This is a genomic window from Pseudomonas sp. B1(2018), assembly GCF_003097365.1.
In the GTDB taxonomy this organism is placed as follows: Bacteria; Pseudomonadota; Gammaproteobacteria; order Pseudomonadales; family Pseudomonadaceae; genus Aquipseudomonas; species Aquipseudomonas laurylsulfatiphila.
In genome coordinates this window covers 40,068-55,372 of record NZ_PYUK01000027.1, presented here as the reverse complement: position 1 = coordinate 55,372, position 15,305 = coordinate 40,068, and the positions used below count along the sequence as shown (strand labels likewise).

At 61.5% G+C, this 15,305-nt stretch carries 15 protein-coding genes; 5 read left to right on the top strand and 10 right to left on the bottom strand.

From position 1 onward, the window contains the following. Window positions 1-3: 3 nt before the first annotated feature. The 3 genes from glcE to C9422_RS29495 form a co-directional block, all read right to left on the bottom strand. A complete protein-coding gene (glcE, locus tag C9422_RS29505) occupies window positions 4-1,068 on the bottom strand; it encodes a glycolate oxidase subunit GlcE (RefSeq protein ID WP_116583068.1) in 1,065 nt (354 codons plus the stop codon). Further along, window positions 1,068-2,567 (bottom strand): glycolate oxidase subunit GlcD, encoded by a 1,500-nt coding sequence (gene glcD, locus C9422_RS29500; RefSeq protein ID WP_116583067.1) that lies wholly within the window; start codon window positions 2,565-2,567, stop codon window positions 1,068-1,070. Before glcD ends, glcE begins: the two co-directional genes overlap by 1 nt. A gap of 180 nt (window positions 2,568-2,747) precedes the next feature. Then, on the bottom strand, window positions 2,748-4,511 hold the full coding sequence (locus C9422_RS29495) for an L-lactate permease (protein ID WP_116583066.1): 1,764 nt from the start codon (window positions 4,509-4,511) through the stop codon (window positions 2,748-2,750). Window positions 4,512-4,691: 180 nt separating this feature from the next. On the opposite strand from C9422_RS29495, the gene C9422_RS29490 reads away from it, so the two are divergent. Next, a complete protein-coding gene (locus C9422_RS29490) occupies window positions 4,692-4,928 on the top strand; it encodes a hypothetical protein (protein WP_007975246.1) in 237 nt (78 codons plus the stop codon). Between the two features lie 38 nt (window positions 4,929-4,966). On the opposite strand, the gene C9422_RS29485 is transcribed toward C9422_RS29490, so the two are convergent. Next, entirely contained in the window at window positions 4,967-5,227 is a 261-nt protein-coding gene (locus C9422_RS29485; protein WP_116583065.1) for a hypothetical protein, read from the bottom strand. 434 nt (window positions 5,228-5,661) lie between these two features. On the opposite strand from C9422_RS29485, the gene C9422_RS29480 reads away from it, so the two are divergent. Together C9422_RS29480 and C9422_RS29475 are read left to right on the top strand one after the other, a co-directional pair. Next, window positions 5,662-6,726, top strand: a complete 1,065-nt coding sequence (locus tag C9422_RS29480; protein ID WP_116583064.1) for a hypothetical protein — start codon at window positions 5,662-5,664, stop codon at window positions 6,724-6,726. A gap of 17 nt (window positions 6,727-6,743) precedes the next feature. Continuing rightward, entirely contained in the window at window positions 6,744-7,097 is a 354-nt protein-coding gene (locus C9422_RS29475) for a DUF1428 domain-containing protein (protein WP_116583063.1), read from the top strand. A gap of 14 nt (window positions 7,098-7,111) precedes the next feature. Here the strand turns inward: C9422_RS29475 and C9422_RS29470 are convergent, their stop codons facing one another. After that, entirely contained in the window at window positions 7,112-7,306 is a 195-nt protein-coding gene (locus C9422_RS29470; protein ID WP_116583062.1) for a hypothetical protein, read from the bottom strand. Between the two features lie 122 nt (window positions 7,307-7,428). Between C9422_RS29470 and thpR the strand changes: the two genes are divergently transcribed. Continuing rightward, window positions 7,429-7,971, top strand: coding sequence for an RNA 2',3'-cyclic phosphodiesterase (gene thpR, locus C9422_RS29465; protein ID WP_116583061.1), 543 nt, complete (start codon window positions 7,429-7,431; stop codon window positions 7,969-7,971). Between the two features lie 230 nt (window positions 7,972-8,201). Here the strand turns inward: thpR and C9422_RS29455 are convergent, their stop codons facing one another. The 5 genes from C9422_RS29455 to C9422_RS29430 form a co-directional block, all read right to left on the bottom strand. Further along, entirely contained in the window at window positions 8,202-9,299 is a 1,098-nt protein-coding gene (locus C9422_RS29455; RefSeq protein WP_116583060.1) for a polyamine ABC transporter substrate-binding protein, read from the bottom strand. Between the two features lie 206 nt (window positions 9,300-9,505). Continuing rightward, a complete protein-coding gene (locus C9422_RS29445) occupies window positions 9,506-10,390 on the bottom strand; it encodes an ABC transporter permease subunit (RefSeq protein ID WP_104447517.1) in 885 nt (294 codons plus the stop codon). After that, window positions 10,387-11,301, bottom strand: a complete 915-nt coding sequence (locus C9422_RS29440; protein ID WP_007982156.1) for an ABC transporter permease subunit — start codon at window positions 11,299-11,301, stop codon at window positions 10,387-10,389. Before C9422_RS29440 ends, C9422_RS29445 begins: the two co-directional genes overlap by 4 nt. Next, window positions 11,298-12,440 carry a polyamine ABC transporter ATP-binding protein gene (gene potA / locus C9422_RS29435; protein ID WP_007975257.1) on the bottom strand — a complete coding sequence of 381 codons (1,143 nt, stop codon included), beginning with the start codon at window positions 12,438-12,440 and terminating at the stop codon, window positions 11,298-11,300. Before potA ends, C9422_RS29440 begins: the two co-directional genes overlap by 4 nt. A 366-nt stretch (window positions 12,441-12,806) precedes the next feature. Further along, the gene (locus C9422_RS29430) at window positions 12,807-13,568 is read right to left on the bottom strand and encodes a gamma-glutamyl-gamma-aminobutyrate hydrolase family protein (protein WP_116583059.1); all 762 of its coding nucleotides are present in this window, start codon (window positions 13,566-13,568) and stop codon (window positions 12,807-12,809) included. Window positions 13,569-13,851: 283 nt separating this feature from the next. Here C9422_RS29430 and C9422_RS29425 point away from each other — a divergent pair, with 283 nt between their 5' ends. Further along, a complete protein-coding gene (locus tag C9422_RS29425; RefSeq protein ID WP_104447513.1) occupies window positions 13,852-15,228 on the top strand; it encodes a glutamine synthetase family protein in 1,377 nt (458 codons plus the stop codon). Window positions 15,229-15,305 lie beyond the last annotated feature (77 nt).

Sequence of the window (15,305 nt, the reverse complement as noted above, 5' to 3'; positions counted from 1 at the left end):
GGTTCAAAGCTCCGCGTACAGGCGTCCGGGGTTGAAGATGCCCCGTGGGTCGAGTTGTTGTTTGAGGTTGCGGTGATAGCGCATCAGGGCCGGGGGCAGGGGCTGGAACGGGGTGTCGGTGAGGCCGTGGCTGAAGCAGGTGACATGGCCGCCGACTTCGTCGACGACCTGGCGGATGAACGCCGCCTCGGCATCGGATTTCAACCAGCGCTGGGCGCCGCCCCAGTCGATCAACTGGCGCCCCGGCAGCGACAGGCGCGGTGTGTTGTGCGGCAGTGACAGGCGCCAAAGCGGCTGGTCTTCATCGAAGAAGCTCAAGCGCTGTTCGTTGAGATCTTCCCAGTACGAAGCGTCCAGCCGTTCGCCACCGAGGCGCTCGTGGGCCGCCGCCACCGAGCCTTCGCCGCCCTCGAGCCGCAGGTGCAGGTGTGTGCCGTCGTGACAGGCCGCACTGATCGGCAACGGTTGCTGGCCCCATTCCGCCAGGCGCAGCAAGGCGCGTTCAGGGTCAATTTTCAGGCTGATGCTCAGGACTTTTCGGGGTTTTGGCAGCACTTTGAGCGAGACTTCGGTGATCAGCCCGAGGCAGCCGTAACTGCCGGTCATCAGGCGTGACAGGTCGTAGCCGGCGACGTTTTTCATCACCTCACCACCGAAGCGCAACAGCTTGCCTTGCCCGGTGATGACCCGCGTGCCGAGGACGAAATCGCGCACCGAGCCGGACCACGGGCGCCGTGGTCCGGACAGTCCGCAGGCGATCATGCCGCCGACCGTGGCGCCCTCGCCAAAGGACGGCGGCTCGCAGGGCAGCATCTGTTGCGCGGCATCCAGTGCCTGGGCCAGCTCCGACAGCGGCGTGCCGCAACGGGCGGTGATCACCAGTTCGGTCGGGTCGTAACTGACGATCCCCCGGTGCGCACGGGTATCGAGAATTTCCCCGGCCGTGGTGCGGCCGAGAAAACCTTTGCTGTTGGAACCCTGGATGCGCAACGGCGTAGCGTTTTCCAGTGCCTGATTGACCTGTTCCAGGAGCAGTTGGCTGTCATCGAAATCTGCAGGGCCGTGCATCAGAAACGCTCCAGCTCGGGGAAGGGCAATTGACCGCGATGTATGTGCATGGCACCGAATTCGGCGCAGCGGTGCAGGGTCGGAATGTTCTTGCCGGGGTTGAGCAGGCCGCTCGGGTCGAAGGCGGCTTTGATGGCATGGAACAGGGTCAGTTCATCGCTGTTGAATTGCGCGCACATCTGGTTGATTTTCTCGCGACCCACGCCGTGCTCACCGGTAATGCTGCCGCCGACCTTCACGCACAGCTCCAGAATCTTGCCGCCCAGGTTTTCCGCGCGCTCCAGTTCCCCGGGTTGATTGGCGTCGAACAGGATCAACGGATGCATGTTGCCGTCGCCGGCGTGGAATACGTTGGCCACCCGCAGGCCGTATTCGTTTGAGAGTTCGGCGATGGCGTGCAGCACGCCGGGCAGTTCGCGACGGGGGATGGTGCCGTCCATGCAGTAATAATCCGGCGAGAGGCGACCCACCGCCGGGAAGGCGTTCTTGCGCCCGGCCCAGAAACGTACGCGCTCGGCTTCGTCTTTGGCCTGGCGCACCTCGGTCGCACCGGCCTGTTGCAGGACCTGGCGCACCCGGTCGCAGTCATCCGAGACATCGGCTTCAACACCATCGAGCTCGCACAGCAGAATGGCCTGGGCCTCCACCGGATAACCGGCGTGGATAAAGTCCTCGGCGGCGCGGATGGCCAGGTTGTCCATCATTTCCAGGCCTCCGGGGATGATCCCGGCGGCAATGATGTCGCCGACGGCGCGCCCGGCTTTTTCCACGGAGTCGAACGCCGCCAGCAATACCTTGGCTGTCTGCGGTTTGGGTAGCAGCTTGACCGTGACCTCGGTGATCACCCCGAGCAGGCCTTCGGAGCCGGTGAACAGAGCCAGCAGATCGAAACCGGGGGCGTCTAGGGCGTTTGAGCCCAGGCTCAAATGCTCGCCGTCGACCGTGAGGATGTCGACCTTGAGCACGTTGTGCACGGTCAGGCCGTACTTCAGGCAATGCACGCCACCGGCATTTTCCGCGACGTTGCCGCCGATCGAACAGGCAATTTGCGAGGACGGATCCGGCGCGTAATACAGGCCGAACGGTGCCGCCGCCTGGGAAATCGCCAGGTTGCGCACACCCGGCTGGACCCGTGCGGTACGGGCGGCGGGGTCGATACCCAGGATGTTGTTGAAACGCGCCATCACCAGCAGCACGCCTTTCTCAAGGGGCAGCGCACCGCCGGACAAACCGGTGCCGGCGCCACGGGCGACGACCGGGACGTGCAGCTCATGACAGACGCGCAGCACCCCTTGCACTTCGTCGATGTGCCGGGGCAGCACCACCAGCATCGGCGTGGTGCGATAGGCCGACAGTCCGTCGCATTCGTAGGGCTTGAGTTCCTCCTGCTGATGCAGGATTTCCAGGCCCGGCAAGCGGCTCTGCAGGGCCTGCAACAGTGCCTGTCTGTCGACGTCGGGCAAGGCGCCGTCAACGCGTTCATCGTAGAGAATGTTCATGGGATCACGATTCTCGCTGGAGACCACTGACCTTCATCATTGGCCTGAGACGGCCGGCTGTCCATGGGATGTTTGTCCGCACGACGGACCATTCATTCAAAAAAAACACCGTCCCCTGTGGGAGCGAGCAAGCCCGCTCCCACAGGGATGAGGCTTAAGCAGAACTGCCTGGTATTGGATTCAATGCCCGCCCACCACCATATGGCTGAACGGCGCGACGTAGGCCTGCAAGGTCACCAGCCCGCCGACCAGAATCGCCAGCACAATCGAGTGGAAGAACACGTAGCGCAGGATTTCCCCTTCATGGCCGTACCAGCGGGTGGCGGTGGAGGCGACCACGATCGACTGGGCGTCAACCATCTTGCCCATCACCCCGCCGGAACTGTTGGCGGCGGCCATCAACACCGGGCTGATGCCCAGTTGCTCGGACGTCACCCGTTGCAGGCCGCCGAACAGCACGTTGGACGCGGTGTCCGAGCCGGTCAGCGCCACGCCGAGCCAGCCGAGCAGGGTGCCGAACATCGGGTAGAAAATGCCCGTCGCGGCGAAGGCCAGGCCCATGGTCGCATCCAGGCCGGAGTAGCGTGTGAGAAAGCCCAGCGCGAGCATCGCGGCAATGGTGATCAGCGAGTAACGCACCACCCACAGGGTGCGCAGGTACTGGCGAATCAATTGCGGGATCGAATAACCCATCAGCAAACCGCCGACAATCGCCGCCAGCAGAATGCCGCTGCCGGTGGCGGTGAACCAGGTGAACTTGTACACCGCCTCTTCGGTTTTCGGCGCCGGCACCACGGGCGGGACTTTTTCGACTTGCAAGTGCAGGGTGGTGAAGGTCACGACCGGCGCGAACACCGGGTTCGCCTCGCGCATCGGCTTGCCCTGCGGATCGAGCTTGGCCGAGCTGGTTTGCGGGTCGATGGCAGGGCGGGTGTCGAAGGTGTTCTTGAAGCCTTGCGTACCCCAGATGAACACGAAGATGGTCAGGATGATCCACGGCATCCACGCCCGCATCACCGCCGGTTTCGCCTCGTTGGCGAAGGTGGCGGTCGGTACGGGTTTTTCGTCGTGCTCGGCGTCGATCTTCGAGTTGTCGACCCGGCCGGACAGGGCGGCAGAGGTGTGCACGGTGGCCGGTTTCCAGACCTTGAGGAAACCGGTCAGGCAGGCCATGGAAATCAGCGCGGCGATCACATCCACCAGCATGGGCCCGTGATAGTTCGACACGAGGAACTGCGGAACGGCAAAACTGACCCCGGCCACCAGGATCGCCGGCCAGATCTCCAGCATCTTGCGCCAGCCGGCGAAGGCCCAGATCAGCCAGAACGGCACCAGCACCGAAAAGAAGGGCAACTGCCGGCCGACCATCATCGACAGCTCCATCTCATCCAGCCCGGTGACCTTGGCCAGGGTGATGATCGGCGTGCCAAGGGCGCCGAATGCCACCGGCGCGGTGTTGGCGATCAGCGCCAGCCCCGAGGCGGCAAGCGGCGAAAAGCCGAGCCCGATGAGAATCGCCCCGGTCACTGCCACCGGCGTACCGAAACCGGCCGCGCCTTCGAAAAACGCACCGAAGCAGAAGGCGATCAGGAGCAATTGCAGGCGCCGGTCATCGGTGATGCGCGCCAGGGAATCTTGCAGCACCTTGAACGAACCGTTCTCGGTGGTCAGGCGGTGCAGGAAGATGATGTTCAACACGATCCAGCCAATCGGCAGCAAACCGTTGGCTGCACCGAACAGCGCTGCGGAACCGGCCATGTTCGCCGGCATGCCGAAGGCGAAGATCGCGATCAGCAAGGCCGAGGCCAGGGCAAGCAGCGCCGCCAGGTGCGCCTTGACATGGAAAAACGCGAGGGACGCCAGCATCACCACCACCGGCACAGCCGCCATGAGCGTTGAAAGCACCGGGTTACCGAACGGATCGTAGACTTGCTGCCAGACCATGTTCCACCTCTGCTTTTTATTGTTGGACGTGCAGATCCCCTGGGGGGAGGTGGCCTTGAGTATAGGTGGCATTGCGCCGCTGTCAGGCCAGGCCCTCCGGTCCAGCGGGGCGGCGCAGTTCCGGGGCCTGAGCTAGCATGGCCAGTAGGGTTTGAATCCAGTCAGGGGAGCAATGCAGTCATGACCGAGCGCCACATTGAGCACAAAGAGACGCTATCGAACGGATGCAAAATCAAAGTCACCGCCGAGATATTGAAAGACGGTTCGTTGGGCATGTTTATCGGTGTCTACAAGCCGGACGGCTCGGTCATCGACGAAAACCACGACCCACGGCCGCACATGCTGGACATGGAGGCGGCGATGGATTGGGGAATCGATATTGCGAGGGGCACTGGCAATAGTCAGCGTACATTGTGAGCGGTTCGCGTCCGTGCCCGGTTGACCGGTGGTCGCCGTCAGAATCCGAAGGCGCGGGCCGAGCTTTTTGCCAGCTCGACATCCAATAGATGCTCGGCCAGCACGTCATTCAAAAAGCGGAACTGATCATTGAGCCCGACCACTTCGTTACTGAAGTGATGATCGGCTGAAGGGATCAGCAATGCTTCGAACTTCTCGTCGAACAGCAGAGTCAACTCTTTACGTGATTCGAATTTCTGCGCGTAGAAATTGCTGCCGAACAGCGGAAAACGCACGGCGAGGGAGACGGTGTGCATCATGATGTTTGCTCCTCGCTCAGGACGTACCAGGCAAACACACTCAATGTGAACGCCGTCAGGGCCAGGCAGGTCAGCAGATGGATCAGCATGAGGTTTCCCTCCGATTCGGGATTTCGTGTTGGCTTGGGATCGATCCTACGCTGACGGTGTGCAAGCGGAAGGCAATCGCGGCGATGGTGAATATCGACGCCAGTGATGGTGGTTTTTGTGCCGTCTGCTCTGGCCCCTTCGCGGGCAAGCCCGCTCCCACACTGTTTTGTGCTTGCCACATGATCCGGGCACGACACGCAACCTGTGGGAGCGGGCTTGCCCGCGAAGAGGGCACTCAAAAGTGCCGCCGACCGTCGGCCAGGCACATGCCGCGACCTATACTTGAATCATGGTTTTCGAGTGCTGGACATCCCGCCCGGTGCACACTTCTGGAAGCCGCCATCTTGAACCTGCGTTCGCTGATCATTGCCGTGCTGGTGGTGTTGGCAGGGTGCGCCACGCCGCCCCGTGCGCCGGTGGAAGTGGCCCCGGTCATCGTTCCCGCCAGTACCTGGCAACAGGTGGACCGGGAGATCGTCGCCGCGTCGCAGTCGGCCACCGAACAGACCCGAATCTACGCCCGTGGCGCCATGGAATACTGGCGCACGCGGGTCTATGAACTGACCGAAGAAAATTTCATTCCGTGGTTCAGCAGCTACTGGACCCAGGAATGGCTGTCGATGAAGGTCAGCTGGTACACCATCAGTGCCAAGGGTGAGCAGGATGCCTCGGCCAAACGCCTGGCGGCGTACCTGCTCGAGGCCTATCAGGAGAAGGTCCTGGCCCCGGTGGCGGCGGAAATCGATCCCGATGCGATTCTTGGCCTGGCAGCGGCATTCTACGTCGACATCCTCAAGGAAGAACTACAGAAAATCTCCACCCGCCACGGCGTGCCGATGGCCCAGCTCAACGGGCGCATCCAGAAAATCCCGGCCATTGCCCTCGGGCCACCGCCGGCGCGGGACGCCTCGTTGTACCAGGTCGTGCACACTGAATCATTGACCACATTGCCGGCCTACGCCGCGTTGCTCGACAAAATCCACAAGGCCGGCGGTGACCGGGGCGTGGGGTCGACCGACACCGCGATGGCGCCGGTGGCCAAGCGTGCCAGCCAGCGCATGGAAGCCGAGATGGCCCCGCGCGGGGCCGCCAGTGCCGTGGCCGCCGCTGCCGGGAAACTCGCTGGCGGATTGATCACCGTCGGTGTGGCGGGCATTCGCGCGATCATTCAGGCCAATGACAGGCCCGACAGCGAGGCACTGATCCGCAGCAGCCTGGGCAACACCTTCGACAAGGCCTGGATCAAGCTGGTGCAGAATCCGACCACCGGTGTCATGGCCGGCACGCTTTACATGGCGGGGCAGATCGAAGGGAGTCTGGGCGGCGGCGCACAACCGCCGGTCGGTTTGAGTGCCGGCACTGTCGATTTGACGCCGGTGCAACCGACTACCCAGCAGAACACCCCATGACCCAAGGAGAATCACTCATGTCTTATGTCGATGGTTTTATCGCTGCCGTACCCACCGCCCACCGTGGGCAATACCTTAAACACGCGGAAATCGCCGCCTCGGTCTTCAAGGAAAACGGTGCCTTGAGCGTGGTCGAATGCTGGGGCGAGGACGTGCCGGAAGGCAAGGTCACCTCGTTCCCGATGTCGGTGAAGCTCAAGGAGGGCGAAACCGTTGCCTTCGGCTGGATCATCTGGCCGGACAAGGCCACCCGCAATGCCGGGATGGACAAGATGATGCAGGATCCGCGCATGAAGCCGGACGTCAATCCGATGCCCTTCGATGGCCAACGCATGGTGTACGGCGGGTTTGAAGTACTTCTCACGGCTTGATGCCGGACGCGGGATCACTCCGGCGTCGGGGTGGTCCTGCAACTCTTGCGCTGGCGGATCTCGTCATCCGTCGGCCGCTCGTGGATGAATTCGAAGCGCGGCTCACCTTCGCTGTAATGCACCAGCCAGCCCCACTCCAGCTGGAGTTCATCCTGACCTGGCGCGGGCGGTCTGGCCCACCATGGCTCTTTGCTGATGATCTGTCGCATGGTCCCCCTCCGGTCTGCAGGTTGCCAAAACTATAACGCGCCTGGCGGACGTTGCCAGAAATCCGCTGGCCGGCAGGCGGCTGTTGAGTACACTCAGACAGTCTTCCCACAAGGAGTGCGGCATGAACGACGAAACCCGCGAGCCGATCAAGCGACTGTTCTTTGCGCTGGACTGCGCCCCGGCCCAGCGTCGGGAGATCGCCCAGTGGCGCAGCGCGCTGCAGCTGCGCAACGGACGACCGGTGCCGGCGGACAACTTTCACCTGACGCTGAAATTTTTGGGCGCGGTGGGTGTGGCGCAGATCGCCGAGCTCTGCACCGCTGCGGCGTCCATCCGCATGCCGGGCGAGCGCTTGACGGTGGTGCTTGACCGGCTGGACGTATGGCGCAGGGCAGGGGCGTTGGTGCTCGCGCCGCAGCAGGCGCCCCCGGCATTGCTGCGTCTGGTGTATGCCCTGGAACAGGCGATGTTGCCGTTCGGGCTGGAGGAGGCCCCAAAGGAATATCGACCGCACCTGACCCTGGCGCGGGACTATCGGGCGCCGGTGCCGGAGTCGCCGACCGCGCCGCAATTCTTCCTGCGTGCCGCGCGCTTCACCCTGTTCGAATCCCACAAGGGCCGCTATCGGGCGCTGGCCGAATGGCCGTTGCTTGATCCCCCATAAAAAAAGGCGCCCGAGGGCGCCAAATTCACCTGAACCGAGGGAGCCAGGTGAGGCCGTTCTACTTGCAGGAGAGGCAGCGGTGGTAAGGCGCTGCGTGAACGGAAAAGGTTTGAACATCCAACACATCAATCGGTGTAGGAGCTGCCGCAGGCTGCGATCTTTTGATCTTGCTCTTCAAAATCAAGATCAAAAGATCGCAGCCTGCGGCAGCTCCTACAAAAGCGGGTGGATTACTGGCCGAGTTTCACCTTGGTCCAGCCACGGGTCATGATTCGCTGGATGGCGATCGGCTGGTCCGGTACGGCATAGAGCGTGGCCATCACCGCTTCCGACGGGTAGGAACCCGGATCGTTGCGGATCGCTTCATCGACCAGTGGCGTGGCCGCCGCGTTGGCGTTGCTGTAGCCGATGTTGTTGGTGATGTCGGCGATCACGTCGGGGCGCATCAGGAAGTTCATGAACAGGTACGCGTTCTCGACGTTGGCGGCATCGCGCGGGATCGCGAGCATGTCGTAGAAACTGGCGGCGCCTTCTTTCGGGATGCTGTAGTCGATCTTCACCTTGTCCCCGGCTTCCTGGGCGCGGGCCTTGGCCTGCAGCACGTCGCCGGAGTAACCGACGGCCACGCAGATGTTGCCGTTGGCCAGGTCCGAGATGTATTTCGACGAATGGAAGTACGCCACGTTCGGGCGAATCTTCATGAACAGCGCCTCGGCTTGGGCGATGTGCTGTTTGTCCTGATCGTTCACCGGGTAGCCCAGGTAGTGCAGGGCGGTCGGGATCATTTCGGTCGGCGAGTCGAGGAAGCTGATGCCGCAGGCCTTGAGCTTCTCGGCGTTTTCCGGTTTGAACAGCAGGTCCCAGGAGTTGGTCGGGGCGTTGGCGCCGAGCACTTCCTTGACCTTGGCCGGGTTGAAACCGATGCCGATCGAGCCCCACATGTACGGGATGGCGTGAGCGTTGTCGGGATCGCTCGCGGAGGCGTTTTTCAGCAGCACCGCATTGAGGTTGTTCCAGTTCGGCAGCTTCGACTTGTCCAGCGTCTGGTAGACGCCGGCCTTGATCTGCTTGGCCAGGAAACTGTTGGACGGCACGACGATGTCGTAGCCGGATTTGCCCGCCAGCAGGCGCGCCTCGAGGGTTTCGTTGCTGTCGAACACATCGTAGGTCACCTGGATGCCGGTCTCGTCTTCGAACTTCTTGACGGTGTCCGGGCCAATGTAATCCGACCAGTTGTAGACGCGCAGAACCTTGTCATTGGCCTGGGCGCCAGTGGCGATCGCGCCCAATAAGGACAGTGTCAGCAGAGTCCTGCCAAACATTTTCATCGGTACAACTCCATTTCTTTTTTATTCAAAAACACAAAACAAAATCACAGTGAATCTGTGGCGAGGGGGCTTGCCCCCGTTCGGCTGCGCAGCAGTCGTAAAACCAGCGAGTGCGGTGAAACTGAAACACCGCGGTTTCCGGTTTTGGGGCCGCTTCGCGACCCAACGGGGGCAAGCCCCCTCGCCACAGTTAATTCAGCAGCGGCTTAGGCGGTGGCCGCCGCCATCTGCTTTTTCGGTTGTTGCCAGGATTCGCTGGCGGTCTGGTCCATGGCTTCCTGGATCGCGCGTTTGCGGGTGGCTTCGGCACGGCGGCTGAAGTACCAGACCATGAAGGTCACGATCGACACCGCCAACAGGATCAGGCTGGCCACGGCGTTGATCTCGGGCTTGACCCCCAGACGTACCGCCGAGAACACTTCCATCGGCAGGGTCGTGGAACCCGGGCCGGAGACGAAGCTCGCCAGCACCAGGTCATCCAGCGACAGGGCGAACGACATCATGCCGCCGGCCGCCAGTGATGGCGCGATCATCGGGATGGTGATCAGGAAAAACACCTTGAACGGTTTCGCCCCCAGGTCCATGGCCGCTTCCTCGATGGACAGGTCCAGCTCGCGAAGGCGGGCGGAGACTACCACCGCAACATAAGCGGCACAAAACGTGGTGTGGGCGATCCAGATGGTGACGATGCCGCGTTCCTGCGGCCAGCCGATCAACTGCGCCATGGCCACGAACAGCAGCAACAGCGACAGACCGGTGATCACCTCAGGCATCACCAACGGCGCGGTGACCAGGCCACCGAACAGGGTGCGACCCTTGAAGCGGGTGACGCGGGTCAGCACGAACGCTGCCAGGGTACCCAGCGCCACCGCCGCGATGGCGGTGTAGCAGGCGATTTCCAGCGAGCGCACCACCGAGCCCATCAGTTGCGAGTTGTCGAGCAGGCCGGCGTACCACTTGAACGACCAGCCACCCCACACCGTCACCAGCTTGGAGGCGTTGAACGAGTAGATCACCAGGATCAGCATCGGCAGGTAGATAAACGACAGGCCGAAAATCAGCATGAACTTTGAAAATCCGAAGCGTTTCATCCCCGTGCCTCCATCTCTTTGGCCTGACTGCGGTTGAACAGCAGAATCGGCACAATCAGGATCAACAGCATCACCACCGCCAGGGCAGACGCCACCGGCCAGTCGCGGTTGTTGAAGAACTCTTGCCACAACACACGGCCGATCATCAGGGTTTCCGGACCGCCCAGCAGTTCCGGAATCACGAACTCACCGACCACCGGAATGAACACCAGCATGCAGCCGGCGATGATGCCGTTCTTGGCCAGCGGCACGGTGATTTTCCAGAAGCTGTTGAAGGTGCTCGAACCCAGGTCCGACGCCGCTTCCAGCAGGCTCTGGTCATGCTTGACCAGGTTGGCGTACAGCGGCAGCACCATGAACGGCAGGTACGCATACACCACGCCGATATAAACAGCGGTGTTGGTGTTGAGGATCTCGATCGGTGCCGACGTCAATCCGGTCCACATCAGGAACGCGTTGAGCAGGCCGTTGTTGCTGAGGATGCCCATCCACGCATACACACGGATCAGGATCGCGGTCCAGGTCGGCATCATGATCAGCAGCATCAGCACGTTCTGCGCTTCCTTGCTGGCCTTGGTGATGGCGTAGGCCATCGGAAAACCGATCACCAGGCACATCAGGGTGCTGAACAGCGCGACCTTCAACGAACCGAGATAAGCCGAGAGGTACAGCTCGTCCTGGCCCAGCAAGGTGTAGTTGCCGATGTTGAGCAACAGCTGGAATTTCTGCTCGGCGTAGGTGTAGATCTCCGAGTAGGGCGGAATGGCCAGGGCTGCTTCCGAGAAGCTGATCTTCATCACCAGGAAGAACGGCAGCATGAAGAACAGAAACAGCCAGATGAATGGAATCCCGATGACGAACTTGCGCCCGCTGGGGACCAGTCTCAGAAATTGCTGATTGAAGGTTTTCATGCGCGCAGTACCACGCCGCTGTCGTCTTCCCACCACACGTAGACCTGATCGTCCCAGGTCGGACGTGCACCACGGCGTTCGGCGTTGGCCATGAACGACTGGACGATCTTGCCGCCAGGCAACTCGACGTAGAACACCGAGTGGCCGCCGAGGTAGGCAATGTCATGCACCTTGCCGCTGGACCAGTTGTAGCGGTTGTCCGGCTTGACGGTGCTGACCAGCAGTTTTTCCGGGCGGATCGCGTAGGTGATCGACTTGTCCTGCACCGAGGTGCTGACGCCGTGACCGACGTAGATCTTCTGCTCCAGGTCCGGGCTGTGGATGATCGCGTGACCTTCCAGGTCTTCTACCACGGTGCCTTCGAAAGCGTTCACGTTGCCGATGAATTCGCACACCATGCGGCTGACCGGTGCTTCATAGATGTCGACCGGGCTGCCGATCTGGGCGATCCAGCCCAGGTGCATGATCGCGATGCGCTGGGCCATGGTCATGGCCTCTTCCTGGTCGTGGGTCACCATCACGCAGGTCACGCCCACGCGCTCGATGATTTCCACCAGCTCCAACTGCATTTGCGAGCGCAGCTTTTTATCCAGGGCGCCCATCGGTTCGTCGAGCAGCAGCAGCTTCGGACGCTTGGCCAGGGAACGGGCCAGGGCCACGCGCTGACGCTGGCCGCCGGACAGTTGGTGCGGCTTGCGCTTGGCGTACTGGGTCATGTGCACCAGGCGCAGCATCTCCTGCACCCGGGCTTCGATCTCGGCCGCTGGCAAACGGTCCTGCTTGAGGCCGAAGGCGATGTTCTGCGCCACCGTCATGTGCGGGAACAAGGCGTAGGACTGGAACATCATGTTGATCGGTCGTTCGTACGGCGGCATGTCGGTGATATCGACACCGTCGAGCAGAATCCGGCCTTCGGTCGGGCGCTCGAAACCGGCGAGCATGCGCAGCAGGGTCGATTTGCCGGAGCCGGAACCACCGAGCAGGGCGAAGATTTCACCCTGGTGGATTTCCAGGGACACATCGTCCACTGCGGTGGTTTCGTCGAATTTCTTGGTGACGCGATCGACTTTCACCAGGACCTTCTTCGGTGCCTGGTGACCTTCAATAGCCTTCCTGTAAATGCTGGAGGCGTTTGCCATGTGAAACTCCCAACAGGTTTCAGTCGCCCGGCCAACACGGCCCGGCTTAATAGTGGATTGCAAACCCGTACCGGGGACTTCGGTCAGAACGCAGACCCTGTGGGAGCGAGCTTGCTCGCGATGAGGCAGCCACATTCAACATTGATGGTGACTGTTCTACCGCTATCGCGAGCAAGCTCGCTCCCACAGGGATTTGCGTTTGCTGATCGAACTCACCCATACCGTTCGGGTTTATTCGGCGCCGCCATCCTGGCTGCCTGGTCGTACTTGTTGTTATTGCAGTGTGTTGTTATCGCGAACGGGACGCGCAAAAGCGCCCGCCCGCTCGCGTTGGGCAGTCAATCGTTGAATGTGGGTGCCGGGTCGTCAGCTCGAGTGACGCAGCGCCGCCCGTTGCCGGCAGGCTTCGCCGAACGCCTGGAAAATACTCAAGTAAGGCGGGTTGTTCAGAACCTGCCATTCCGGGTGCCATTGCACGCCGAGGGCGAAGGCCTGGCTGTGCTCGACCGAGATCGCCTCGATCAGGCCATCGGGTGCGACGGCTTCGGCGCGCAGGCCGGGCGCGAGGCGGTCGATGCCCTGGCTGTGGATCGAGTTGACCTGGAACACCGGTGGCAGGTCCAGGGCTTCGAACACACCACCGGGCTGCACATTCACCGCATGGGCGGGAGCGTATTGCACGGCCAGGTCCGGGTGGTTGGCCTCGCGGTGGTCGAGGAAGCCGGGAAGTTCATGGACTTTCTGATGCAGGCTGCCACCGAACGCCACGTTCATTTCCTGGAAGCCGCGGCAGATGCCGAGCACCGGAACGCCGGCAGCGATGGCTGCGCGGATCAGTGGCAGGGTGGTGCGGTCCCGTTGCGGATCGTGTTCCGTGCCGGGGGCGCTGTCGGGGCCTTGATAGTGGAAAGGTTCCACGTTCGACGGCGAGCCGGTCAGCAACAGACCGTCGAGCTGCGGCAGCAGGTCATCGATTTCGGTCAGGTCGCCTAAGGAAGGAATAACGACAGGCAGCCCCAGCGCCGCAACGCTGACAGCACGCAAGTACTTGTCGCCGCTGATGTGGTAGGGGTGCAGGCCAATCTGTTTGACGCATGCAGTAACGCCGATCAATGGCTTGAATGCCATTTTTATCACCTCGAAGTTTCACACTTGAACGAGCTTTTCCGGAGCTTAGCCTTGTTGATTTTAATTAACAACTCTCATGTAAAAAATTCTAAACGCCGCACGTCCGATCTTCAGGATTTACGCGTGTTTGAGGGCGTATCTGGCACTCTCGTCCTTCTGAGAGGCCCGAAAATAAACGTTGAAAGGCCAGGTGTTCGCTATTGACTTCACTTTGCCTTTCGGATTGACTGGGCTCGTGAAAGGGCGGTGAACATAATAATTAACAGTAAAAAATAGGTGCATCATGTCGGTCCCTCTGCGTACCGTTCAACTCAACGAAGCAAACGCATTCCTTAAGAAATATCCTGAGGTTTTGTACGTCGACCTTCTGATTGCGGATATGAACGGTGTGGTGCGCGGCAAGCGCATCGAGCGCACCAGTCTTCATAAGGTTTACGAGAAAGGCATCAACCTGCCGGCGTCTCTGTTTGCTCTGGACATCAATGGCTCCACGGTGGAAAGCACCGGCCTGGGTCTGGACATCGGCGACTCCGACCGGATCTGCTACCCCATCCCGGGCACCCTGAGCATCGAACCCTGGCAGAAGCGCCCGACTGCGCAACTGCTGATGACCATGCACGAACTCGAAGGCGAGCCCTTCTTCGCCGACCCGCGTGAAGTGCTGGCCAATGTCGTGCGCAAGTTCGACGACTTGGGCCTGACCATCTGCGCCGCGTTCGAACTGGAGTTCTACCTGATCGACCAGGACAACGTGAACGGTCGTCCGCAATCGCCGCGTTCGCCGGTATCGGGCAAGCGTCCGATGTCGACCCAGGTGTACCTGATCGACGACCTCGACGAATACGTCGACTGCCTGCAAGACATCCTCGAAGGCGCGAAAGAGCAGGGCATCCCGGCTGACGCCATCGTCAAGGAAAGCGCCCCGGCGCAATTCGAAGTCAACCTGCATCACGTGGCTGACCCGATCAAGGCCTGCGACTACGCGGTCCTGCTCAAGCGTCTGGTGAAGAACATCGCCTACGACCACGAGATGGACACCACCTTCATGGCCAAGCCGTATCCGGGCCAGGCGGGCAACGGTCTGCACGTGCACATTTCGATTCTCGACAAAGAAGGCAACAACATCTTTGCCAGCGAGGATCCCGAGCAGAACGCCGCGCTGCGACACGCGATCGGCGGTGTGCTCGAGACCCTGCCGGCGCAGATGGCGTTCCTCTGCCCGAACGTCAACTCGTACCGTCGTTTCGGCGCACAGTTCTATGTACCGAACTCGCCGAGCTGGGGCATCGACAACCGCACCGTGGCCGTGCGCGTACCGACCGGATCAAAGGACGCCGTGCGCATCGAACACCGCGTGGCCGGTGCCGACGCCAACCCGTACCTGTTGATGGCTTCGGTATTGGCCGGCGTGCACCACGGCCTGACCAACCAGATCGAGCCGGGCGCCCCGGTGGAAGGCAACAGCTACGAGCAGAACGAGCAAAGCCTGCCGAACAACCTGCGCGATGCCCTGCGCGAGCTGGACGACAGCGAAGTCATGGCGCGCTACATCGACCCGATGTACATCGACGTGTTCGTGGCGTGCAAGGAAAGCGAGCTGGCCGAGTTCGAGAACTCCATCTCCGACCTTGAGTACAACTGGTACTTGCACACCGTCTGACAAACAGCCACCCGCACGGGTGGCTAACCCTGTAGGAGCTGCCGAAGGCTGCGATCTTTTGACTTTTGTTTTCAAGA

Coding starts and splice junctions, on each gene's coding strand:
- C9422_RS29425 (WP_104447513.1), top strand. CDS start 13,852: ATGTCGGTCCCTCTGCGTACCGTTCAACTCAACGAAGCAAACGCATTC.
- glcE (WP_116583068.1), bottom strand. CDS start 1,068: ATGCACGGCCCTGCAGATTTCGATGACAGCCAACTGCTCCTGGAACAG.
- potA (WP_007975257.1), bottom strand. CDS start 12,440: ATGGCAAACGCCTCCAGCATTTACAGGAAGGCTATTGAAGGTCACCAG.
- C9422_RS29495 (WP_116583066.1), bottom strand. CDS start 4,511: ATGGTCTGGCAGCAAGTCTACGATCCGTTCGGTAACCCGGTGCTTTCA.
- C9422_RS29470 (WP_116583062.1), bottom strand. CDS start 7,306: ATGCGACAGATCATCAGCAAAGAGCCATGGTGGGCCAGACCGCCCGCG.
- thpR (WP_116583061.1), top strand. CDS start 7,429: ATGAACGACGAAACCCGCGAGCCGATCAAGCGACTGTTCTTTGCGCTG.
- C9422_RS29475 (WP_116583063.1), top strand. CDS start 6,744: ATGTCTTATGTCGATGGTTTTATCGCTGCCGTACCCACCGCCCACCGT.
- glcD (WP_116583067.1), bottom strand. CDS start 2,567: ATGAACATTCTCTACGATGAACGCGTTGACGGCGCCTTGCCCGACGTC.
- C9422_RS29490 (WP_007975246.1), top strand. CDS start 4,692: ATGACCGAGCGCCACATTGAGCACAAAGAGACGCTATCGAACGGATGC.
- C9422_RS29485 (WP_116583065.1), bottom strand. CDS start 5,227: ATGATGCACACCGTCTCCCTCGCCGTGCGTTTTCCGCTGTTCGGCAGC.
- C9422_RS29455 (WP_116583060.1), bottom strand. CDS start 9,299: ATGAAAATGTTTGGCAGGACTCTGCTGACACTGTCCTTATTGGGCGCG.
- C9422_RS29430 (WP_116583059.1), bottom strand. CDS start 13,568: ATGGCATTCAAGCCATTGATCGGCGTTACTGCATGCGTCAAACAGATT.
- C9422_RS29440 (WP_007982156.1), bottom strand. CDS start 11,301: ATGAAAACCTTCAATCAGCAATTTCTGAGACTGGTCCCCAGCGGGCGC.
- C9422_RS29445 (WP_104447517.1), bottom strand. CDS start 10,390: ATGAAACGCTTCGGATTTTCAAAGTTCATGCTGATTTTCGGCCTGTCG.